At 62.6% G+C, this 22,264-nt stretch carries 22 protein-coding genes, 1 pseudogene and 1 other annotated feature; of the genes and pseudogenes, 10 read left to right on the forward strand and 13 right to left on the reverse strand.

The window, feature by feature from the left end; all coding sequences use genetic code 11:
* Positions 1-36: 36 nt before the first annotated feature.
* Together VE26_RS06140 and VE26_RS06145 are read right to left on the reverse strand one after the other, a co-directional pair.
* On the reverse strand, positions 37-342 hold the full coding sequence (locus tag VE26_RS06140; RefSeq protein ID WP_046104185.1) for an AzlD domain-containing protein: 306 nt from the start codon (positions 340-342) through the stop codon (positions 37-39).
* Entirely contained in the window at positions 326-1,045 is a 720-nt protein-coding gene (locus VE26_RS06145) for an AzlC family ABC transporter permease (protein WP_046104186.1), read from the reverse strand. Before VE26_RS06145 ends, VE26_RS06140 begins: the two co-directional genes overlap by 17 nt.
* A gap of 250 nt (positions 1,046-1,295) precedes the next feature.
* On the opposite strand from VE26_RS06145, the gene VE26_RS06150 reads away from it, so the two are divergent.
* Positions 1,296-2,654: an MATE family efflux transporter gene (locus VE26_RS06150; protein WP_046104187.1), complete on the forward strand. Its 1,359-nt coding sequence runs from the start codon at positions 1,296-1,298 to the stop codon at positions 2,652-2,654.
* A gap of 84 nt (positions 2,655-2,738) precedes the next feature.
* Here VE26_RS06150 and VE26_RS06155 read toward each other — a convergent pair whose 3' ends face one another.
* Entirely contained in the window at positions 2,739-3,008 is a 270-nt protein-coding gene (locus VE26_RS06155; RefSeq protein ID WP_046104188.1) for a hypothetical protein, read from the reverse strand.
* A 114-nt stretch (positions 3,009-3,122) separates the two neighbouring features.
* A complete protein-coding gene (locus tag VE26_RS06160; protein ID WP_160297811.1) occupies positions 3,123-4,694 on the reverse strand; it encodes a serine hydrolase in 1,572 nt (523 codons plus the stop codon).
* Positions 4,695-5,029: 335 nt separating this feature from the next.
* Here VE26_RS06160 and clpS point away from each other — a divergent pair, with 335 nt between their 5' ends.
* From clpS to VE26_RS06185, 5 genes and pseudogenes are all read left to right on the forward strand, one after another.
* On the forward strand, positions 5,030-5,446 hold the full coding sequence (gene clpS, locus VE26_RS06165) for an ATP-dependent Clp protease adapter ClpS (protein ID WP_084620038.1): 417 nt from the start codon (positions 5,030-5,032) through the stop codon (positions 5,444-5,446).
* A 9-nt stretch (positions 5,447-5,455) separates the two neighbouring features.
* Positions 5,456-7,795, forward strand: a complete 2,340-nt coding sequence (gene clpA / locus VE26_RS06170) for an ATP-dependent Clp protease ATP-binding subunit ClpA (protein WP_046104189.1) — start codon at positions 5,456-5,458, stop codon at positions 7,793-7,795.
* 351 nt (positions 7,796-8,146) lie between these two features.
* The gene (locus tag VE26_RS06175) at positions 8,147-8,992 is read left to right on the forward strand and encodes an SDR family NAD(P)-dependent oxidoreductase (protein ID WP_152658734.1); all 846 of its coding nucleotides are present in this window, start codon (positions 8,147-8,149) and stop codon (positions 8,990-8,992) included.
* 158 nt (positions 8,993-9,150) lie between these two features.
* Complete coding sequence (locus VE26_RS06180) at positions 9,151-9,516, forward strand: YciI family protein (RefSeq protein ID WP_052715715.1); 366 nt, start codon at positions 9,151-9,153, stop codon at positions 9,514-9,516.
* 75 nt (positions 9,517-9,591) lie between these two features.
* Positions 9,592-9,653 (forward strand) — a sequence feature (sul1 is cis-regulatory element that is thought to sense ions involved in sulfur or methionine metabolism; They are found in Alphaproteobacteria).
* Between the two features lie 44 nt (positions 9,654-9,697).
* Positions 9,698-11,176 (forward strand): annotated as a pseudogene (locus tag VE26_RS06185) (SulP family inorganic anion transporter); the annotation flags it as partial.
* Here the strand turns inward: VE26_RS06185 and VE26_RS06190 are convergent.
* The 6 genes from VE26_RS06190 to VE26_RS06215 form a co-directional block, all read right to left on the reverse strand.
* Entirely contained in the window at positions 11,143-11,844 is a 702-nt protein-coding gene (locus VE26_RS06190; protein WP_046104190.1) for a YoaK family protein, read from the reverse strand. The pseudogene VE26_RS06185 and the gene VE26_RS06190 sit on opposite strands and share 34 nt — an antisense overlap.
* 8 nt (positions 11,845-11,852) lie before the next feature.
* Complete coding sequence (locus VE26_RS06195) at positions 11,853-12,269, reverse strand: HIT family protein (protein ID WP_046104191.1); 417 nt, start codon at positions 12,267-12,269, stop codon at positions 11,853-11,855.
* A gap of 61 nt (positions 12,270-12,330) precedes the next feature.
* Positions 12,331-13,509, reverse strand: a complete 1,179-nt coding sequence (locus VE26_RS06200) for a GNAT family N-acetyltransferase (protein ID WP_152658735.1) — start codon at positions 13,507-13,509, stop codon at positions 12,331-12,333.
* Between the two features lie 119 nt (positions 13,510-13,628).
* A complete protein-coding gene (locus tag VE26_RS06205; RefSeq protein WP_046104192.1) occupies positions 13,629-14,087 on the reverse strand; it encodes a RidA family protein in 459 nt (152 codons plus the stop codon).
* Positions 14,084-15,418, reverse strand: a complete 1,335-nt coding sequence (locus VE26_RS06210) for a DNA polymerase IV (protein ID WP_046104193.1) — start codon at positions 15,416-15,418, stop codon at positions 14,084-14,086. Before VE26_RS06210 ends, VE26_RS06205 begins: the two co-directional genes overlap by 4 nt.
* A complete protein-coding gene (locus VE26_RS06215; RefSeq protein ID WP_160297812.1) occupies positions 15,419-15,697 on the reverse strand; it encodes a DUF3572 family protein in 279 nt (92 codons plus the stop codon).
* Positions 15,698-15,798: 101 nt separating this feature from the next.
* Between VE26_RS06215 and VE26_RS06220 the strand changes: the two genes are divergently transcribed.
* Both VE26_RS06220 and VE26_RS06225 read left to right on the forward strand, forming a co-directional pair.
* Positions 15,799-16,170, forward strand: coding sequence for a response regulator (locus VE26_RS06220; RefSeq protein ID WP_046104195.1), 372 nt, complete (start codon positions 15,799-15,801; stop codon positions 16,168-16,170).
* 91 nt (positions 16,171-16,261) lie between these two features.
* On the forward strand, positions 16,262-17,632 hold the full coding sequence (locus VE26_RS06225) for a PleD family two-component system response regulator (protein WP_046104196.1): 1,371 nt from the start codon (positions 16,262-16,264) through the stop codon (positions 17,630-17,632).
* Positions 17,633-18,105: 473 nt separating this feature from the next.
* Here VE26_RS06225 and rpmG read toward each other — a convergent pair whose 3' ends face one another.
* Entirely contained in the window at positions 18,106-18,273 is a 168-nt protein-coding gene (rpmG, locus tag VE26_RS06230) for a 50S ribosomal protein L33 (RefSeq protein ID WP_046104197.1), read from the reverse strand.
* Positions 18,274-18,390: 117 nt separating this feature from the next.
* On the opposite strand from rpmG, the gene VE26_RS06235 reads away from it, so the two are divergent.
* Positions 18,391-18,783: a hypothetical protein gene (locus tag VE26_RS06235; RefSeq protein ID WP_046104198.1), complete on the forward strand. Its 393-nt coding sequence runs from the start codon at positions 18,391-18,393 to the stop codon at positions 18,781-18,783.
* 14 nt (positions 18,784-18,797) lie between these two features.
* Here the strand turns inward: VE26_RS06235 and VE26_RS06240 are convergent, their stop codons facing one another.
* A complete protein-coding gene (locus tag VE26_RS06240; RefSeq protein ID WP_425283850.1) occupies positions 18,798-19,097 on the reverse strand; it encodes a DUF983 domain-containing protein in 300 nt (99 codons plus the stop codon).
* A 99-nt stretch (positions 19,098-19,196) separates the two neighbouring features.
* Positions 19,197-21,476 carry a ribonuclease R gene (gene rnr / locus VE26_RS06245; RefSeq protein ID WP_046104200.1) on the reverse strand — a complete coding sequence of 760 codons (2,280 nt, stop codon included), beginning with the start codon at positions 21,474-21,476 and terminating at the stop codon, positions 19,197-19,199.
* A 177-nt stretch (positions 21,477-21,653) separates the two neighbouring features.
* On the opposite strand from rnr, the gene plsY reads away from it, so the two are divergent.
* Positions 21,654-22,262 carry a glycerol-3-phosphate 1-O-acyltransferase PlsY gene (gene plsY, locus VE26_RS06250; RefSeq protein WP_046104201.1) on the forward strand — a complete coding sequence of 203 codons (609 nt, stop codon included), beginning with the start codon at positions 21,654-21,656 and terminating at the stop codon, positions 22,260-22,262.
* Positions 22,263-22,264 lie beyond the last annotated feature (2 nt).

Here is a 22,264-nt window from a genome sequence, read left to right on the forward strand (position 1 = left end):
CATAGCAGTGCCGTATCCGCGTCGGACGCCCGGCATTCACCCGAGCCAGATCCGCATCAGATAGACGGTCAGCACCCCCGTCGCCATCGAGGCGAAGAGATTTCTCGATAGGACGAAGACAAGGCCGGTGGCAGCGGCGGCAAACACTTCGGCCATGCTGCCGGTTACCAATGCCGGAGCCACCAGCGCCGCCAGCACGGCGCCCGGAATGTGCCGGAGCCAGGCGGCAGCGAAGCCGTAGCGGGGCAGGCGATCGGCGAGCAGCAATCCGCCGGCCTTGATGGCGATGGTCGCCAGGGCCATGCCGATGATGGCCATCAAAGCTTCAGGAGACGTGTGCATGCTTGCGCACCTCCAGAACGGCGCCGGCGAGGCTTCCCGCCAGTCCGCCAACCAGGATGTGCCAGTTGCCTTCGACATGTTGAGCCGTCGCGATGGCGGCCAATGCAGCGACAAGCCAGGGCAAGATGTCGCCCTTGCCCCGCCACATGCCCAGCAGCAGCGCCAGGAAGGTTGCGGTGAAGGCAAAATCGAGCCCCCAGCGCGATGGATCATCGATAGTGGAGCCGAGACCGTAACCGATCAGGTTGGTGCTCATCCACGAAACCCAGGCCAGCACGCCGCCGCCCATGAGAAAGGCGACGGAACCACCACCGCGCGCCATCGCGGCAACGGTCATGGCCCAGTTCTCGTCGGTGACCAGATACATGCTGAGCGCGCCACGGCCGAGCTGGTCGCGCCTGTAGAGCGGTCGCAGCGTCGCTGTCAGCAGCAGATATCGCAGGTTGACGATAAGCGCTGCCAGCACAAGCGCCCCGATAGGCAGCGAGGCCGGGCTGGCTGTCCACAAATCCAGCGCCACGAACTGCGCCGCCCCTGCAAAGACCAGCCCGCTCATCATTATGGCTTCGAGCAGGCTGAGCCCTGTGCCGCGCGCCAGCACGCCCCAGACAAGGCCGTAGGCCGCAACCGAAATGGCGACCGGAACGCAGGCCCGGGCGCCGGCCAGGAATTGGGTTTTATGAGAATCGACGGCATGGCTCATGGTGGCAGCTGCTTAGCACGCCCGCTCGGTCCAAGGACTTGCGATCACGCGGAATCGGGCAGATTGACGCTTCGTTAACCGGGGGATAGACAAGCGCCATGTCATTGCCAAGCCTCCCGCGCCCGTCCAGCCAGCATCTCGTTCCAGGGGTGTGAAAAGGTCCCTCCGGCCGCTGCTTTAAGACCAGCCCGCCGCCCTTGGGGACTTTTCGCCATGACGCCCGCGTCTAACGCTTGCTCTGGAGCGCCTTATGAATCCCCTTTCGACCCGCCCGCTTTGGCAGCGGTTCAGCATCTTCCTCATCCCCCTTATGGCCTCGAATATTCTTCAGGCCTTGTCGGGCACCTTCAATTCGATTTTCATCGGCCAGATGATCGGGGTGGAGGCCCTGGCGGCGCTCGCCACCTTCTTCCCGATCCTGTTCTTCCTGATCAGCTTCATCATCGGCCTGTCTGCCGGTTCCACCATCCTCATCGGCCAGGCCTGGGGCGCGCGCAATATCGATCGCGTCAAGGCGGTGGGCGGTACGACGATGACCGCTGCCTTCGCGCTGGGCATGGTTGTCGCGCTCGTCGGCGGCATCTGGATCGAGGACATCATGGGCCTGCTCGGCGCCCCGGACAATATCCGGCAGATGGCGATCGAATACGGGCGCATCATGTTCATCGGCATGCCGGGATTTTTCATCTTCCTCGTCATCACCTCGATCCTGCGCGGTGTCGGAGACACCATCACGCCGCTCTTTTCGCTGATCTTGTCGATGATCGTCGGCGTCATTCTCACGCCTGCGCTGATCCAGGGCTGGTGGGGTCTGCCCCAGCTTGGCGTCAATTCGGCCGCCTGGGCCTTTATCGCCGGCTTCGTGGTGGTGCTGCTCTTCCTGTTTGTCTACATGCGGGCGCGCAAGATGCCCTTGGCACCCGACCGGGCGATGGTGCGCTCCCTGGTGCCCGATTTCCGTCTGCTTGGGCTGATCCTCAAGCTCGGTATTCCTGCGGGCCTGCAGATGGTCGTAGCGTCCGTCGCCGGCATCGTGGTGGTCGGGCTGGTCAATCGTTTCGGCTCCAACGCCACCGCCGCCTATGGCGCGCTCAACCAGGTGCTCAACTACGTGCAGTTTCCTGCCATGTCGATCGGCATCGCCACCTCGATCTTCGGCGCCCAGGCCATCGGCGCCCGGCGTCAGGAGCAGTTGGGGGAAATCACGCGCACAGCCTTGTTGATGAACCTGCTGATCACAGGCAGTCTCATCGTTCTGGCCTATCTGTTCAGCCAGCATCTGGTTGGGCTGTTCATCACCGATCCCGAAGTGGTGGACCTCACCGAATACCTGCTGCACATCGTGCTCTGGGCCATCCTCCCCTTCGGCTGGGGCGTGGTGTTCTCGGGCATGATGCGCGCCAGCGGCATGGTCTATGCGCCGATGCTGCTGGCCCTGGCCGGTATTTTGCTGATCGAGATCCCGCTGGCCATCTGGCTCAGCCAGACCAGTCTCGGACTTGCCGGCATCTGGATTGCCTATGCGGCCAGCTTCACCGGCATGATGGTGATGCAGGCCGCCTGGTACCACTTTGTCTGGAAGCGCAAGAGGATCGTGGCGCTCGTCTAGGCCGGGCGTGGACGCCTGCGCATAGAAAAACCTCCGGAGCGCGGCCATGGCAACGCTCCGGAGGTTGGTTCATTCGGTTCGGTTTCAGGCGCCGAACATCAGCTTGATGGCGCGCTTCCCGCCCGGAGCGAACACATCGACCTCGACCCGCACCGGATCCTGCGACATGCGCCGCGTGCGCGCCGAAAGCGTCATCACCACGCCCAGCAGATCCCCGACGCTTCGGCGCTGTCGCGGCAGCATCCTCTCGCTCATGCCCGACAGTGCACGGTTGCGCACCTTCATATCGGCAGAGGAGAGGGGTGAACGGCCGATAAAATTGGCCAGTTCGACAAGAGCACTACGCTCACTCATTGGGCTACTCCATACACAAGCACCAAATCGCTGCATCCCCGGAAACGCCGCCCAATACGCAGGTGGCGTCCCTATGTCCGGCCGGCATTTTCCATGCCGTACCGGGAAGTCGTATCAGCCCTGCATCGCCAGGCAGGCCAGGTCCTGGTCCTTGAGGCGGTCACACATGGCCGTCGCTGCGTTGCGGTCGCCGAAGCCCACGAACCGGGCACGGAAGAAAGTCTGGCCGTTCTTTTCGAACCGCTCGACATAGGAGCGGAAGTCACCCAGCGAACCCACCTTGCCCGCGGCGTCGGAGAGCATGGCGCGGGCGCTGTCCTCGGACGGGCCGGCACCGATCTGCACGATCCATGCACCTGCCGGAACGGCCTCGGCCGTCTGCGTCACAGAGCCGGAATGCATCAGGTCCACCGGCTGGTCGCCGGCATTGGCATTGACCTCGCCGGGCGGCAAGAGCGGCGCGGAGGGCGCGGTCGAGCCGAGTGCGGAAGGCGGGGCGCCCAGATTGTAGGTCTCGCTCAGCCAGGCGCCGATGACGTCCTGGTTGGGGTAGGTGGGTTGTGCCTGCGTGGGCGCAGCCAGCACATTGGCAGCCTGCACGGCCGGAGCAAGGCCGAGATCGGTCGGCACCGGCGTTGGCAGGACAGGCGCTGCCGCGGCGGCAGCGACGGCCACTTGTGGCTGCGCGCCATTGGCTGCCACGAGCTGGGCCAGGCGGAAGTCTGGCATCGGCGTGGGCATGGCGAAGGTCGGCTTGCGCGGCTGGGCGAGGGCGAACTGGGTATTGCCCTGGCGGCCCGGCACTGGAACCATGGCGGTCTGCAGGTAGTCGCCCTGGCGGCCCTTGGTCAAATAGGTGGAAACCAGCTGGCGCACCTTCTCGTCGCGCGACGCGGCCGAGTTGAAGCCGAAAGCCACGATCACGATGTGGCGGTTATCCTTGCGGGCAGCGGTCAGCAGGTTCGAGCCGGCCGCATTGATGTAGCCGGTCTTGATGCCGTCCACGGCGCCCATATAGCCCAGCACCCGATTGTGGTTGCCATAGGTCTTGCCACCATACTTGAACGCGGTTGTCTGGAAGTAGCCGTAATACTGGGAAAAGTGCTGGTAGATCGCGATGCCAAGGATCGCCTGGTCGCGAACTGTGGTCACCTGGCCACCATCGGGCAGGCCCGAGGCGTTGCGATAGGTGGTGTTGCGCATACCCATGGCACGGGCCGTGGCGGTCATGCGCTCGGCGAACTTGCTCTCGGTGCCCGAAATGTGTTCGGCAATCACCCGGGCCATGTCATTGGCTGACAGTGTCACCAGCGCCTTGATCGCGTCCTCGACCGAAATGGTCGACCCGGCGCGCAGGCCCAGCTTTGTCGGCACTGCTGCGGCGGCATGGCGCGACACCGTCATCTTGGTGGAAAGGCTGAGATTGCCCGCCTGCAATTCCTGGAACAGAACGTAAAGCGTCATCACCTTGGCGACGGAGGCCGGGTAACGACGGGAATCCGCCTGATCCTCGTAGAGGATTTTGCCGGATTTGGCGTCGACGACGATACCGGCATATTTGCGCAGGTTTTCGATCGAATGAGCCGGCGCCGCAGCCGAAAGGCTGATGCCGACCACGACCAGGAAAGCGGCTGCTGCGCGTAGAAAAATAGCGCGCAAGGGGGTCTTTGCCAGGAAAGAAGTCACCCGGTACTCCAATTACTAACTCGGGCATCCTGCCCGTACGCAACGTGTTTGACGCGGCAATCCGCCAGGGCGCCCTCGAACCCGGAAGATCATCTTCTGAAAATCTATCGCGCCGCCGTTACCATTCCGTAAAATGCCATCGATTTGTGGCGCAAAGGGGCAATCATGTGACAGCTGACCTTTCTGGCGCCCGGCATGCGGTCAAAATCCCGTCAGCCGAGGGTCATTTTGCGCGCTCACACTTTCGGGATGGGATGGCCCTTAACACCGGCCCGATTTTGCCTACATAATGGGTCCAGCCTTGCTGCTTCGTTTTCTCCCAGGCGGCCCATGCCATGACCAAGACTCCCGATCTGACCGCTCCGCTCGTTCCGACGCTGACCCAGCCCTTGCCCTTTGTTCACGTGGCCGGGCCGAAGGACGACGACGGCGGCCGCAAGGGCGGCGACGATGCCAATTTCGAAACCGGGACGGTGACCAAGACGCGTCCCAAAACCAAGCGGCCGAACCTCTACCGGGTTCTGCTGCTCAACGACGACTACACGCCGATGGAATTCGTCGTTCTGGTCCTGCAGGACGTCTTCAACAAGTCACGAGAAGACGCCATGCAGATCATGCTGCACGTGCACCAGAAGGGGGTGGGTGAGTGCGGCGTATATCCTTACGAGGTCGCTGAAACCAAGGTGACCCGCGTCATGGATACGGCACGCAAGAACCAGCATCCGCTGCAATGCGTGATGGAAAAACAGTAGGAACATCATATGCCCTCATTTTCGCGCGGACTCGAAAAGGCCCTGCACCAGGCGATGAACCTGGCCCGTGAGCGCAACCATGAGTTCGCCACGCTCGAGCACCTCCTGCTGGCGCTGACCGACGACCGCGAGACGATCGCCGTGCTCACCGGCTGCGACGTGGATATCGACGCCCTCAAGAGCGACCTCGAAGATTTCATCAATGAAGAGCTGGACAGCCTTATCGTCCAGAATGGCCAGGATGCGCGTCCCACCGCCGCGTTCCAGCGCGTCATCCAGCGCGCCGTCATTCACGTACAGTCCTCCGGACGCGAGGAAGTCACGGGCGCCAATGTGCTCGTGGCCATCTTTGCAGAGCGGGAAAGCCACGCCGCCTATTTCCTCGAACAGCAGGACATGAGCCGGCTCGACGCGGTCAACTTCATTTCCCATGGCATCACCAAGTCCGGTCCCAGCGAGGAGCGCAAGGTGCGCGGCGCCGAGGACGGGGAGGGTGGTTCCGAAGGTGGTGCGGATGGCAAGAAGAGCTCTGCGCTGGCTGACTTCTGCGTCAACCTCAACGACAAGGCCAAGGCCGGCAAGGTCGATCCGCTGATCGGCCGCGACAGCGAATTGCGCCGCACCATTCAGGTGCTGTGCCGCCGCTCCAAGAACAATCCGCTTTATGTGGGTGACGCCGGCGTCGGCAAGACCGCCATTGCGGAAGGCCTTGCGCGCAAGATCGTCGAAGGTGACGTGCCCGAAGTGCTCAAGGATGCGGTGATCTATTCGCTCGACATGGGCTCACTTCTGGCCGGAACCCGCTATCGCGGTGACTTCGAGGAACGGCTCAAGCAGGTGATGAAGGAGCTCGAAAAGCAGCCCGACGCCGTGCTGTTCATCGACGAGATTCACACCATGATCGGCGCGGGGGCTACGTCCGGCGGCGCGCTCGATGCCTCCAACCTTCTCAAGCCCGCCTTGGCTTCGGGAGCGATCCGCTGCATCGGTTCGACCACTTACAAGGAATATCGCCAGTTCTTCGAAAAAGACCGGGCTTTGGTCCGTCGCTTCCAGAAGATCGACGTCAACGAGCCGTCCGTCCCCGATGCGGTGGAGATCGTGAAGGGTCTGCGGCCCTATTTCGAAGACTTCCACAAGCTCAAATATACCGATGATGCCCTCAAGGCGGCGGTCGAGCTCAGCGCGCGCTACATCACCGACCGCAAGCTGCCGGACAAGGCCATCGACGTCATCGACGAGACCGGCGCCAGCCAGATGCTTGTGCCGGAAGATCAGCGCAAGAAGCTGATCGACGTCGAGGACATCGAGGCCACCATCGCTTCGATCGCGCGCATCCCGCCCAAATCGGTGTCCAAGTCCGACGCCGAGCTGCTGTCCGGGCTCGAAAAGAGCCTGCGTACCGTGGTGTTCGGCCAGGACGATGCGATCACGGCTCTTTCCTCGGCCATCAAGCTCGCCCGTGCCGGCCTGCGTGAGCCCGAAAAGCCGATCGGTTCGTACCTGTTCACCGGCCCGACCGGTGTCGGCAAGACCGAGGTGGCAAAACAGCTTGCGGACACGCTTGGCGTCGAGCTGCTGCGCTTCGACATGTCCGAATATATGGAGCGCCACACGATCAGCCGCCTGATCGGTGCGCCTCCGGGCTATGTCGGCTTCGACCAGGGTGGTCTGCTCACAGATGGCGTCGACCAGCATCCGCACTGCGTGGTGCTTCTGGACGAAATCGAAAAGGCCCATCCCGATCTCTACAACATCCTGTTGCAGGTGATGGACCACGGCAAGCTGACCGATCACAACGGCAAGGCGGTCGATTTCCGCAATGTCATCCTGATCATGACGTCCAATGTGGGCGCATCCGAGCTCGCCCGTGCGCCGATCGGCTTTGGCCGCAAGCGCGAAAAGGGCGACGACGAAGAGGCGATCAACCGCACCTTCAGCCCGGAATTCCGCAACCGGCTGGATGCCATCATCTCCTTCGGTCCGCTGCCGCGCGAAGTGGTGCGCCGCGTCGTCGAGAAGTTCGTGCTGCAGCTCGAAGGCCAGCTGGCCGAGCGCGGCGTCACGATCAACCTCACGCCGGAAGCGGCCGATTGGCTGGCCGAACACGGCTACGACGAACGCATGGGCGCGCGCCCGCTGGGCCGCGTGATCCAGGAGCACGTCAAGAAGCCGCTGGCCGACCAGGTCCTGTTCGGCGAACTGGTCAATGGCGGCAATGTCACCGTGGCCGTCGTCGGCGAGGGCAGCGAGGCCAAGCTGGAACTGGTGGCGACGCCCCCGCGCCCCGCCAAGCCCAAGGCCCTGCCCAAGCCGAAAAAGCCCAAAGCGACAGCCGACAAGAACTGAGCTTTGTCGATGGAAAACCAAGAAGGCCGGGAGCAATCCCGGCCTTTTTGTTCTGGAGGCTCACACGATCCGCCTCGTCCCAGCCATGATGCCATGCCGCGAGAAAGGCGACCCGCTCGAGCCGCTGCACCAAAAGTACCAAGTACAATGCCCTCGTTCCGACCCAAAAGGGACGCCCGCTTGTCGACTTGGGCTTATGCCAACCACAGTGTCGGTTCTCGACCCCATTTCAGACGTTGAAGCTCACGCGCTGGCTTACCGAAAGCCGTCTTCGTACATGTAGAAGTTGACCTATTGGCCTTTGCATTTTGCAGCCGTTCCTTTTATGTTCGCATCGGTTTGGGAGGCGACATGCAGGCTATTGCGCTCGTTACTGGCGGAAGCCGCGGCGTCGGGCGGGGCATCGCCTTGGCCCTGCTCGAGGAAGGAGCCATTGTGCACGTGACGGCCCGCACGCTCACAGAGGCAGATGCGCTTACGCACCCACAAGGTTCTGGGTCGCTTGAGAGCCTTGCCGAGGAGGCATCGAGCCTACCGGGTCGGCTCATAATACATCGGTGCGATCACGCCGACGACAAGCAGACGGTCGAAGTAGTCGCCAAAATTGAAGAGGTACACGGTGGTATAGACCTCTTGGTCAATAATGCATGGCCGGGCTACGAACATATGGTCGAGGGCACAACCTTCACCTGGCCAAAGCCGTTTTGGGAACAGCCGATGTGGCGGTGGAACGCTATGATTGACGTTGGGCTGCGTTCGGCCTTCGTGACGTCTCGGGCAGTTGCTCCTGCTATGATCGCCAAAAGAAAAGGCCTTATCGTCAATATCTCGTTCTGGGCGGCTGAACTTTTCGAAGGGAACGCAATTTATGGCGTCGCCAAGGCCGGGGCAAACAAGCTTGCCGCTGATTGCGCGCATGATCTGATGCCATACGGCGTGTCGGCTGTTGCACTCTATCCGGGGCTGGTGCGCACCGAAGCGGTGCTGCGGGCGGCAGAATTCATGGATTTGTCCAACTCGGAATCGCCACGGTTTGTTGGCCGTGTGATTGCCGGCCTCTGGCGAGATGGAAGCCTGCTGAAAAAGTCGGGCCGACCTCACGTGGTGGCGGCATTAGCGCGGGAATATGGCATCTTGGACATCGATGGGCAGAGTCCAAGGCCGCTTGCTCAAGACGACTTCCAAAATAGAGATTGAGATAGAGGATGTCAGCTTTCGGCGCCTTTCCTCCAAAAGCCGCCATTCAGCTTACCACCCCCTATCCGAACTCAAACGCTCTCCGATCGTCGAATCTCGCCCATCTCACTCGTCGTATTCCCATAGCGCCCGTGGAGCGGGCCCAACGGAGATTTTCGATGCGTTATTTCATGTCCATTCTTCCGCCGGCTGATCTGAAGCCCGAGGATGTGCCGGCGGGTCTCATGGAGGCGATGGGGCCGTGGATGGAGAAGAGCCTGGCTTCGGGTGCGCTGGTCTCGACGGGCGGCTTGCATCCGGCCAGTAGCGGCCGGCGGCTGCAGGGCGGGAGTGGAGCGGTCGTTGTGACCGATGGCCCATTTGCCGAGGCCAAGGAGGTCATTGGCGGCTATGCCGTGCTGGAAGCGCCGGACATGGACGCGGCGGCGCGGATCGCCGGCGAATTCCTGCAGCTTCATATCGACAATTCCATGCCCGATGTGGTGCTGGAACTGCGCGAGATTGCCGGTGGCGTGAACATCTAGGGGCGACCGGCAGCGCGGCAGGCGCCATTCCGGCGCTTGCCACAGGCGGCCCGAACGTGCAGTAAGGGCGCGTTCGTCGGACTCGGGGATGGTATTTCCCCGGGTGGCTTCTCCGGGCGCCTATCCCCCGGTCACAAGATTGCGCAGATGCGGCACGGCCCCTGCGCCCAAGGTCTTGTTCATGTTCAACATTGCTGATTACCGCGCCGAATGGGTGCGGAATGTGCGGGGAGACCTGCTCTCCGGCCTCGTCGTCGCTCTGGCGCTTGTGCCCGAGGCCATCGCCTTTTCCATCATTGCCGGGGTCGATCCCAGAGTTGGCCTTTACGCATCGGTGGTGATCGCCATAGTCATCGCCATCTTCGGCGGGCGGCCCGCCATGATTTCGGCCGCGACCGCCGCCACCGCCGTCCTCTTCGGCTCCCTGGTCCGCGAGCACGGTCTCAATTACCTGCTCGCCGCGACCATACTCGCCGGTCTGCTGCAGATCGCAGCGGGCTATTTGAAGCTGCATCAGGTCATGCAATTCGTGTCGAAATCGGTAATGACCGGCTTCGTCAACGCGCTGGCCATCCTGATCTTCATGGCGCAACTGCCCGAGTTGATCGGCGTGCCAGTGCTGACCTATCCGCTGGTGGCGCTCTCGCTGGCCATTATCTACCTCTTCCCGCGCCTCACCACGCTCGTGCCGTCGCCGCTCGTGGCCATCATCGTCGTGGGCCTTGTGGTCTTCTTCGGCGGCCTCGATGTACGTCTCGTGGGGGACATCGGCGAATTGCCCAATGCCTTGCCCATGCTCCTCCTCCCCAATGTGCCACTGACGCTGGATACCTTGCTGATCATTTTGCCCTATTCGCTCGCAGTGGCCGCCGTGGGGCTTTTGGAATCGCTGATGACCGCCCAGATCATCGATGACTTTACCGATACCGGCAGCGACAAGCGCCAGGAGAGCATAGGGCAGGGCCTCGCCAATATCGCGTCGGGCTTTTTCGGCGGCATGGCGGGCTGCGCCATGATCGGTCAGTCGGGCATCAATGTCCGCTCCGGCGGACGCGGGCGGCTCTCGACCTTCCTTGCCGGTGCCTATCTGCTCGTACTGCTCGTCGCGCTGGGCGATCTCCTGCGCAACATCCCCATGCCAGCGCTTGTGGCCATCATGATCATGGTGTCCATCGGCACCTTCGATTGGCGCTCGCTGGCAAATCTGCGCAGCCATCCGCGCTCGTCCTCGCTCGTCATGCTCTCCACCGTCGCTTTCGTGGTCTATACCCACAATCTGGCGATCGGCGTTCTCGTGGGCGTCCTGCTGTCCGGCGTCTTCTTTGCCTGGAAGATCGCGCAGATCTTTGCGGTGCGGAGTGAACTGAGCGCTGATGGCACGACGCGCACTTATCAAGTGCAGGGACAGTTGTTCTTCGCCTCGACCGAGCGCTTCCTGGCGGCGTTCGATTTCGCCGAGCGGGTGGAACGCGTGGTCATCGATCTTACGCACGCCCATATCTGGGATATTTCCAGCGTGGCCAGCGTCGACAAGGCCGTCATCAAGTTCCGCAACGCCGGCACGGAGGTCACATTGACCGGCCTCAACGCTGCCAGTTCCACCATCGTCGACAATCTGGGCGTGCATCAGCGCGAGGACGCCGACTTGCTTGTGGGGCACTTGCTCCGGGTTCCGGCTCCGACTGGGCCCTGCCGCATGCCGTCGACAAGGTGCCCGATGGTGAAGGCCGCATAGACCAAGAGCGGCGCGCCGAGCGCCGCAATGCCCAGGTCGCGATAGGCCAGGGCGCCCAATATGGCTCCCGCCAGAAGGCCCAGCCAAATCATCAGGTGATGCAGCCAGCGCCATCGTGGCGCCTTGCCGCGCAGGGCAAAGGCCAGGTCCTGTGCGGCGGTATAGAGCGTGCCGGTCACGAAGGTGGCGCCCAGCCGCACATTCCCATGCGCGGCCAGCACGCCATTTTGTGCCCCGGCCGTCGCGGCCAGCACCAGCATGGTCTGGCTTGCCGGAAGCCCGGCCAGCGTCAGGCTCAGTGTCGCCGCCACGCCTGCGAGCACGGCAAGGCTCACCAGTGTCTGCCCCCATCGGAGATGGGCCAGGGCCAGCAAATTGGCGATGAGCCCGCCCATGAAGAACAGCACGACCAGCGCCAGCGACATGGCCGCCACCGGCCAGGCGCCCTCGATCAGCGCCGTGCCGCCCTGGGTGGTATTGCCGCTCATGAACGACACGAAATAGCCGCCCAGCTCGATAAAGCCGATCGCGTCGAGAAAACCCGCAGCCCCGGTCAGGATCATCCCCAGGGTCAAATGACGAAGCGGCGTCATCGCATATCCTAGAGTCTGGCGGCGATGTCTTTGGCAAGCCCGGCCAGTTCCGCATCATCGGCCTTGCCGCCGCCATGCGCGCCCAGCGATTGACCCTCATAGGCCGGAATGACGTGGAGATGCAGGTGGAACACTGTCTGTCCCGCTGGTGCCTCGTTAAACTGGGCAAGGCGGATGCCATCGGCGCTTGTTGCGGCCTGCACCGCCTTGGCCACGCGCTGCACCAGCGGCATCAGCGCACTCAGCGTCGCCGGATCGGCATCGAGAAGGTTACGCGACGCCGCCTTGGGAATAACCAGAACATGGCCGCGCGATTGCGGAAAGATGTCCATCATCACCAGCGCCGTCTCATCCTCGTAGACCTTGTGGCAGGGCAGGTCGCCCTTGAGGATTTTGGCAAACACATTGGTGGAATCGTAGCTCATGGGCAGCCGCCTTCTGGTTTTGCGCAAACCCTAGCGGAGCTTGCCGCGAGGCGAAAGACCGTCAGCGCGGCTGTCGCTCGCCTTTGCGGAACGGCGTGAAGCTTTCCAGCATATCCTGCTGCTGTTCGATGGCCGGCCGCTCTTCCTCCAGATAATCCGCCACCGCCCGGCGCAGCCCGGGATGGGCGATCCAGTGCACCGAATGGGTCAGCACCGGTTCATAGCCCCGTGCCAGCTTGTGCTCGCCCTGTGCGCCGGCTTCGACCACTTCAAGCTTGTGGGCAATGGCATAGTCGATGGCCTGGTAATAGCACACCTCGAAATGCAGGAACGGCACGTCGCGGATGGCGCCCCAATTGCGCCCGTAGAGCCGGTCCCTGCCGCGGAAATTGATGGCGCCGGCAATCGGGGTGTGACCGTCATAGGCGAGCATCAGCACCACGCGGTCCGCCATGTATTGCCCGAGCAGCGAAAAGAAGGTGCGGTTGAGATAGGGCCTACCCCACTTGCGCGCGCCGGTATCCTCGTAAAAATCGAAGAATGCATCCCAGTGCTGCTCCTCGATCTCCGCTCCGCTGAGCCATTTGACGCTGATCCCGTCGGCCAGCGCATCGCGCCGCTCGCGGCGGATGGTCTTGCGCTTGCGCGAGGAGAGCGTCTCGAGAAAATCCTCGAAGCTGGAATAGCCCTGGTTACGCCAGTGGAACTGGGTATCCACCCGCCGCAGCCAATTCACCGATTCTGCCAGCTGTGCTTCGCTTTCGGGCACGAAGGTCATGTGGACGGACGACGCGTCGAGACGGCCTGCCAGCTCCTGGGCCGTCTGCAATAGCGCCGCCTGTGCCTCGAGTGATCCGTCCGGCACGAGCAGCTTCGGCGCCGTCGCAGGCGTAAAGGGCACAGAGCCCTGTAGCTTGGGATAATAATGCCCGCCCGCTCGCTCCAGGGCATTGGCCCAACCATGGTCGAACACATATTCGCCCATGGAATGCGACTTGAGGAACAGCGGCATCAGCCCGACGGGCCGGTCGCGTTCGTCGCTGAGCAGGATATGCTGCGCCTGCCAGCCGGTCTTGCCGGTGGCGCATCCGGCTTCTTCCAGCGCCCAGAAGAAGGCATGATCGAGAAACGGATTATCCGGTTGGCCCGCGCTCGATGGCACGAGCCCGTTCCAGACCTCGGCCGGGATCGAGGCGGTACTGGGATGGATAGTGGCGCGGAAAGTGGTGTCGGAAGGCAAGGTGATACCGGAAACGGATCAGCGGGCTCTCCAATATAGGACGCTTTGCGCGCACTTGTAAGCGTGGGGGCGGGGCCTCACCGAGATGTTTGCCGCCGCCACCATGATGAAGTGTCCGCTCAGACCTCGATCACCGCATCGATTTCCACTGCTGCGCCCAGCGGCAGCGATACGACGCCGAAGGCGGCGCGGGCATGCTTGCCCTTGTCACCCAGAACACCGACGAACAGGTTGGACGCACCATTGGCGACCAGATGCTGCTCGGTGAAGTCGGGCGCCGAGGCCACGAGCACCGTCAGCTTGAGCACTTTCTTGATCTCGTGCAGCGGCACGCCGGCCATATGCACCACCTGCGCCATGATATTGACCGCGCACAATTCTGCGGCATTGCCACCCTGCACCACGTTCATGTTATCGCCCAGCCGGCCCTGCACCACGCCGGCTTCGTTGCTGGAAATCTGCCCCGACACATAGATCAGATTGCCGGAACGGGTGACGGGGACATAGCTGGCCACCGGCGCCTTGGGAGCGGGCAGTTCGTAGCCATATTCACGGAGCTTTTCGATCGGGTCGGTCATCTGGTCTTGCCTTCGAGGTCTTCTGCTTCTTCTTCGGATGCCGGAGTCGACGGAATGTCGGACCGGGCGGTATAGAGCTTGCCACGCACCAGGGCGGTACGGCCGAAACGGGTGCGAACGCGATCCATGGCCCGTTCGGCAGCAGCCTTGCGGGCCACCAGCGGCTCCAGCAGGTCCACCGGATCGGCGCCATCGGCCGCTTCGATCCCGGACACGCCGATGCCGATAAGGCGGAACGGCGTCCCGTCGGCTTCGCGCCGCAACAGGCTCATGCCGGTTTCGTAAAGAACATTGGCAAGCTGCGTGGGCATCATCAGCTGTCGGGCCCGCGTGCGCAACTTAAATCCGGCGGTCTTGAGCTTGAGCGTCACCGTGTCGCCCACCACATTCTTGGCCTTGAGCCGTTCGGACAGGCGTTCGCAGCACTGGAGCAATTGTGTCGAGAGCGCATCGAGGCTGGCGATGTCCGAGTTAAACGTGGTCTCGGACGAAATGGTCTTCATTTCCCCGTCGATCGACACGCGCCGGCTGTCCAGCCCCTGAGCCAGGCGCGCCAGGCGGGCGCCGGATTCGCCATAGAGCTTCATCAGCCGCACCGGATCTTCCTGCTGCAACTGTCCGATTGTCAGGTAGCCGTCCTTCTTGAGCGTTTCGGAGAACACCTTGCCGACGCCGAAGATCAGGCTGATCGGCCTCGGCGCCAGAAACGCGAGCGTTTCCTCGGCCCCGATCACCGCAAATCCACGCGGCTTGTCGAGATCGGAGGCCACCTTGGCGAGGAATTTGTTGTGGCTGAGGCCCACAGAGATGGTGACGCCGATTTCTTGCGCCACCTGCCGCGCGAAGCGGGCCAGAGTCAGGGCAGGGGGCGCCTTGTGCACCTTTTCGGTGCCGGTCAGGTCGAGAAAGGCCTCGTCGATCGAAATGGGCTCGACCAGCGGCGTCAGGCCATCCATCAGCGCGCGGATCTGCCGGCTGACTTCGACATATTTGGCCATGTTGGGCTTGATGATCACCGCTTCGGGGCACAGGTCCCGCGCCTTGAACATCGGCATCGCCGAGCGCACGCCCGACTGCCGGGCGATATAGCAACAGGTCGAAACCACACCGCGCACCCCACCGCCGATGATCAGCGGCTTGTCGCGCAGGCTGGGATCATCCCGTTTCTCCACCGAGGCATAGAAGGCGTCGCAATCCACATGGGCGATGGACAGCGAGAACAATTCGTCATGGCTGCGCAGGCGCGGCGAGCCACAGGCCGGGCAGCGGCTGGGCGCCGCATCGCTCTTCCCGTGGTTCAGGCAATCCCGACACAGCCAGTCCGCAGCCATTCACTCCACCCGGTTGAGCCGATGCCAGACGCGCATGAACGATTCCGGTGAAAAGCCACCATTGGCGCACAAGGCGAGCAGAATCGCTTCGTTTGAGGCAAAGTAGTCTATGAGCCCGTGCTGCAGGCGAACCGTTCCCACGGCGGCGCGCAGGCTCTGCGGGTCGAGCCCGGCATGCTGCATGAAGGCCAGAAGCTCTTCTGGATGGTCCGCCAGATAGCCAAGGCAGCCATCGGCCAGCGCGGAGACGTCCGGCTCGGAGCGATCGGAAACGGGCAAGTCGGGCCTCATTTGATGTTTTGTAACGGTTTCAATGCTAGCCCAAATGGCCGGAAAAGCGAAGATCCGCACACAGGGCGGTCAGCGCCAAGCGAGGGAACATGCCCAAGACTGTTATGATCGTCGAAGACAACGAGCTCAACATGAAGCTCTTCAACGATCTGCTGGAATCGCGCGGATATACCGTTATCCAGACGCGCAACGGCATGGAGGCACTGGATCTGGCCCGGGCGCACATGCCCGATCTGATCCTGATGGACATTCAATTGCCCGAAGTGTCCGGCCTCGTCGTCACCAAATGGCTCAAGGACGACGACCAGCTCGCCCATATCCCGGTCATTGCCGTCACCGCGTTTGCCATGAAAGGTGACGAGGAGCGCATTTTGCAGGGTGGATGCGAGGGCTATATCTCCAAGCCGATCTCTGTATCTCACTTTCTGGAAACCATTGCCCATTACATTGGGCCAGCCTGAATAGGCGCCGCGTCCAGCGGCGCGGTTGAGGCGGGTTCGACGCCGGCAGGGACGTGCCGGCGGGCCGGTGAGTATTTCCAGGGTAGTGTGTGTGACTGCGCGCGTTCTTATTGTCGACGATATTCCGACCAATGTTCGGCTGCTCGAAGCCAGGCTGACTGCCGAATATTATGATGTCGTCAGCGCCAGTTCCGGCCGCGAGGCGCTGGCCATTTGCCAGAGCCAGGATGTCGACATCATCCTGCTCGACGTGATGATGCCCGAAATGGATGGCTTCGAAGTCTGTCGCCGGCTCAAGGCCGACCCAAGGACACACCACATTCCGGTGCTGATGATCACCGCCCTCGACCAGCCATCCGACCGGGTGCAGGGTCTGGATGCCGGCGCCGATGACTTCCTCACCAAGCCAGTCGACGACACCCAGCTCATGGCGCGCGTCAAAAGCCTCGTCCGCCTCAAGTCGCTCACCGACGAATTGCGCGCCCGCGCGCTCACCGGCCAGCAGATCGCCATTGAAGACGCCCTGCGCGCCATGGACCAGATCTCGGCCAGCGGCGGTTCGGTCCTGATCGTCGATACCGATGCCCGCCACGCCGAGCGCATCCGCGCCTATCTCGAGCCCGAACACCGCGTCGATATCCTGACCCAGCCGGCCGATGCCGTATTTCAGGTCAGCGGCGCCCATTACGAGCTGGCCTTGGTCAGCATGAGCCTCGACGAATTCGATCCGTTGCGTGTCTGCTCGCAGATTCGCACCGTCGAACAGGCCCGCAATCTTCCCATCATTCTCATGGCCGATCCAGCCGACAAGCCGCGCGTCGTGCGGGCGCTCGATCTCGGCATCAACGATTTCATCCATCGTCCGCTGGAGCGCAACGAGCTGGTGGCACGCGTGCGCACCCAAATTCGTCGCCACCGCTATGCTCTCGAACTGCGCCAGAGCGTCAACAACACGCTGGCCATGGCCGTCACAGACGAGCTGACCGGCCTTTACAATCGTCGCTACTTCGAGCGCCACCTCAATATTATGCTTGGCAAGGCCCAGGAGCAGGAACGCGATCTGGCGCTGATGATCCTCGACATCGACCATTTCAAGGCCGTCAACGACACTCACGGCCACGATATCGGCGACGCCGTGATCCGCGAATTTTCCGCCCGCCTGCGCCGCAATATCCGCGGGGTGGACCTCGCCTGTCGCTTCGGCGGCGAGGAATTCGTGGTGCTCATGCCCGATACCGATTTTGCCCAGGCCGATGCCGTGGCGGAGCGCGTCCGCCAGTCCATCGCTGAAAAGGGCTTCGAAGTCGGCAACGGCCGCCCGCTAAGCGTCACCGTTTCGGTGGGCGTTTCCCTCAACGAAACCCGCGCTGATACGCCTGAAAGCCTGGTCAAGCGGGCGGACGTCGCGCTCTACCGCGCCAAGCGTGAAGGCCGCAATCGGGTCATCTTCGACGCCGCCTGAGCAATCCGTCAAATCGGATGCATTAGGGTTATTCGTTATAATTAATAATGGCTTGTCAGTCCTGAGAGCCCGGAAATGCTTGGCGTTTCCGGGCCGCAGGCGTATTTTCGCGGACATGGGCATCGGGACAAATACTCAGGTGCCAGTCAATCCCTACGGCTAATCCTCAGGTCCGCCGCAACTCCTGAGCTTCCCGTAGGGCGGTTGGTCCGGACGCGGACAGAGTGGCCTCTTCAACATGCCGCTCCGGACCAGCCACTCTTCTTGCACCTGAATGGTTGTTGCGCCACCCGGCTTGGCCAAAAGCGCGACGGTGTCGACGGCAATGGGGTCTGACTGCCCCTTTCTGTCCCTACCGGGCGGGTCCGTGGTCCATTGGCAGCGACGGTGTCGGGAGAGGCCGCGCTTTCCTGAAAACGAAAACCCCGCAATCGCTTGCGGGGTTTCCTTCATTCCAGAAAGGAACAGCCAGATTACTTGATCTTGGCTTCCTTGAATTCAACATGCTTGCGCACGACCGGGTCGTACTTTTTGAAGGCCAGCTTTTCGGTCTGGGTACGGGCGTTCTTCTTCGTCACGTAGAAAAAGCCGGTATCGGCCGTCGAGACGAGCTTGATCTTGATGGTGGCGGCCTTGGCCATGATAGTGGTCCTTCACAAAGCGAAAGGCGCCGCTACGGGGCAGCGCCGGAATTTGGGCGCAACCTACGGATTTGCGGCCCGTTGTCAAGTCGATAGCGCGGCACCGAGGAGGCTTTGATGACCCCACCAACCGAATTGCTCCGGAAACTGCAGGTCCGCTCTGGCACAAGGCTTTGGCTGATCAATGTGCCCCAGCACATTGCCGAGGAAATCAGTGCCGGAGCCGAGGTCGAGCCGGTTCATGAAAAGGACGCTTATGACGGCGTCCTGGCCTTTTTCGAGTCCGCCTCCGAGATGGATTCTATGGCCGACAGGATTCTCGCCGAAATGCCCCCCGACGGCCTGCTCTGGATCGCCTATCGCAAAAGCGCCGCTCCGCTGGGCCCGAAGGGTGACCTGTCGGTGCTCGAGCGCGCCGGATGGCGGCCTGTCAGCGAGGTCGCCATCGACGCGGAATGGTCGGCGCACCATTTCGTCCTTGAGGACCGAAGCGAGCAAGGCCCCGCCTGACTAAAGGGCTCTGGTCAGTCCTTCTGGCCGCTGCCGAAGCCATACATGCGGTTGGCCCATTGCAGCCCGACAATCGCACCCTTGATCGAGGGCAGGATAGCCAGCGGCAATACGATCGCCAGCGGCACCATCGTCCAGATATAGGTGATCGGCTCCACCCGGTAGGACATGTCCATGTGCAGCATCAGGAACACGATGATGTGCCCCACGATGGTAATGGCGATATAGGGCGGAAAGTCGTCCGCGCGATGATGGTTCAGCTCTTCGCCGCACACATCGCACTGGTCCGCCACCTTGAGATAGGCGCGAAACATCTTGCCCTGGCCACAATGCGGACACCGGCAGAGCGTGCCTCGCCACATGGCGCGGCCGACGCTGCGTTCCTCGAGAGTTTTGGCCTGATCGGTCATCAGTTACCTCTTTCTCCGGCCCTTGGGACCGAAGCTCCTAGATGGTCCTTTGCGCAGCCGTTTTCCAGAGGGCGGATTGCCGCGTGTCCCCTCGGACAAAAGCTCGAAGCGTAACGCCCCCGCGACCGGTGCTGCCTCGAGGAGCCGCACCTGCACCTTGTCGCCCAGGGTGAACGTCTCTCCGGACCGCTCGCCGATCATGGCTTGGCGCTCAGGCACATATCGATAGAAATCCTGCCCCAGCGTGGATGCGGGCACGAAACCGTCCGCGCCGGTTTCCGCCAGTCGGATGAAGAGGCCCGATTTGGTGACGCCCGAAACACGCCCGTCGAACTTGGCGCCGATCCGCTCGGCCAGGTACTGCGCCAAAAGCCGGTCCGACGTCTCGCGTTCCGCCAGCATCGCCCGGCGCTCCGTCGCCGAAATATGCTGGGCGATCCCGGCCAGCTTGGTCGCCTCCTGTTCGGTCAAACCGTCCGCGCCCAGGCCCAGCGCACGCACCAGCGCCCGATGCACGATCAGGTCGGCATAGCGCCGGATGGGCGAGGTGAAATGCGCATAGCGGTCGAGGTTAAGCCCGAAATGTCCGTAATTCTCTGCCGAATACTCCGCCTGCGCCTGGCTGCGCAGCACCATCTCGCTGACCTGCTCGATATTGCCGGCCTTTCGCGCCTGCCCGAGAATGCCGTTGAAATCGGAGGCCCGCACGCTGTCTGATTTTTTCACCGCAATGTCGAGCGAGCCGAGGAAATCGCGCAGCGCTTGCAGTTTTTCCGAGCTCGGCTCGTCATGGACCCGATAGAGCAGTTCGCTGCGCTTCTGTTCCAGCGTTTCTGCTGCCGCGACATTGGCGGCAATCATCATTTCCTCGATCAGCCGATGGGCGTCGAGGCGTTCGGGAATGTGGATGTCGCGCACCATGCCCTTGTCATCGAGCAGGATCTTGCGCTCGGGCAGGTCGAGGTCGAGCGGCCCCCTCTGGTCGCGCGCCTTGGCCATGGCGGCATAGGCGGCCCAGAGCGGCCTCAGGATCGGCTCGAACAGCGGCCCGGTCTGGTCGTCCGGCTTGCCGTCTATGGCCGCTTGGGCCTGCTGATAGCTGAGCTTGGCTGCCGACCGCATCAGGATGCGATGGAACGAATGGCTCTTCTTGCGACCATCGGCGCCCAGCACCATGCGCACGGCCAGTGCGGCCCGCGCCACGCCTTCCTTGAGCGAACACAGCTCGTTCGAAATGCGCTCGGGCAGCATCGGCACGACGCGGTCCGGGAAATAGACCGAATTGCCGCGCAGATACGCCTCCCGATCCAGCGCGGTGCCATGCAGCACATAAGCCGAGACGTCGGCGATCGCCACGGTGACCACAAAGCCCCCCGCATTGGCGGGATCGTCGTCTACAGTCGCATGCACCGCGTCGTCATGATCCTTCGCATCGGCCGGATCGATGGTGATAAGCGGAAGGTCGCGCCAGTCTTCGCGCCCCTTGAGCGTAGCTTCCTTGGCCTCTTCCGCCTCGCGAATGACGCTGGCGGGGAAGACGTGCGGGATTTCCAGGTTATGGATGGCGATGAGCGAGACCGCGCCTTCCGATTTCGGATTGCCGATGACATTGGTCACCCGCGCCCGGGGAATCATCAGCCGGCCCGAAAGCTTCACCTCCACCTCGACTAGATCGCCGTCGTTCGCCTTGCCCAGGTCGCCCGTCGGGATACGCATTTCCTTTTGCTTGCGATCGACCGGAATGAGGCGGGCGCCATCGTCGTCCAGCCGCACGATGCCGATATGGGCGCGGCGCGGCTTGTCCAGCACCTTCATCGGCTTGGCCGAATAATCGGGAACGACCTCTTCGCCCGCATCGATCCGCGCCAGGATGCGGTCGCCGGGCGCTGGCACCACGCGGGATTTGCTATCCACGATCACACGGACGCGGGGACGCTCGCCTTCCTCGTCGTTCCATTGCGCCGGAAAGGCGTGCAGGTTGTCGGGGTCGGCATCGCCGGGAACGTCGAGCACCGTCACGTGGGGCAGGGCGGCCGTGCGGCGCAGGGCCTTGCGGGTCCGCGTAATGACGCCTTCGCCTTCGAGCTCGTTCAGCATGGCCTTGAACGGCCGGCGCAGATCGCCGCGAATGCCGAAGACCTTGGCCAGGTCGCGCTTACCCTTGATGTCGTCCTGCTCGGCTAGTGCCTCGAGCAATTGCTCGCGCGTCGGCAGGCGGTCGGCAACGGGCAGGCGCGGCCGCTTGGGCCCGGAAGTATTTTTTGTTTTGGGTGTCTTGGCCATGTGTCGCGGCTTTGGGAAATTCCACCCTATGTAGGGGATCGGACCGTCTTTGCCAAATCGGCTCGCGGCCCTGGCTTATGCCGGCCAGAACGCGATCCCTGTGTGCACGTTCCGCTTTTTCCTTGTGGCATGGGCGCCCTTGACGCTACTCCTGCTCGAAAAGGGAGGCCGTAGACCATGCCCGTCGAGTTCCTGTCGCTCCTGCTTGCCCTGGTGCTGGGCTACCTATCCGGCTCCATTCCGTTCGGCCTTATTCTCACCCGCGCCGCCGGCCTGGGGGATATCCGCAAGATCGGCTCGGGCAATATCGGCGCCACCAATGTCCTGCGCACCGGCAATCGCAAGGTTGCCGCCGCCACTCTTGTGCTCGATGCGCTCAAGGCCGTGGTGCCTATCCTTCTGGCCCGCTATTTCTGGGGCGAGGATGCGGCCCGCCTGGCGGCGCTCGGCGCTTTTCTCGGCCATTGTTTCCCCGTCTGGCTCGGCTTCAAGGGCGGCAAGGGTGTGGCAGTGATGATCGGTTCGCTCCTCGCCCTGGCCTGGCCCGTGGGGCTCATCTTCTGCGCGGTGTGGCTGCTCATCGCCTTTGCCCGCAAGATGTCCTCGCTGGCTGCCCTTACCGCTGCGGCCACGGCCCCGATCTTTGCCTATGTGCTGGGCAGCGAGCGCCTCGCGATCGTTGTGCTGGGTCTGGCTCTGCTGCTCTTTTTCCAGCACCGTGAAAACATTGCCCGCCTGCTCAAGGGCACCGAGCCGACCATCGGCGGCAGCAAGAAGGCCGGGTGACG

This window comes from Devosia chinhatensis, from assembly GCF_000969445.1.
Classification (GTDB): Bacteria; Pseudomonadota; Alphaproteobacteria; order Rhizobiales; family Devosiaceae; genus Devosia; species Devosia chinhatensis.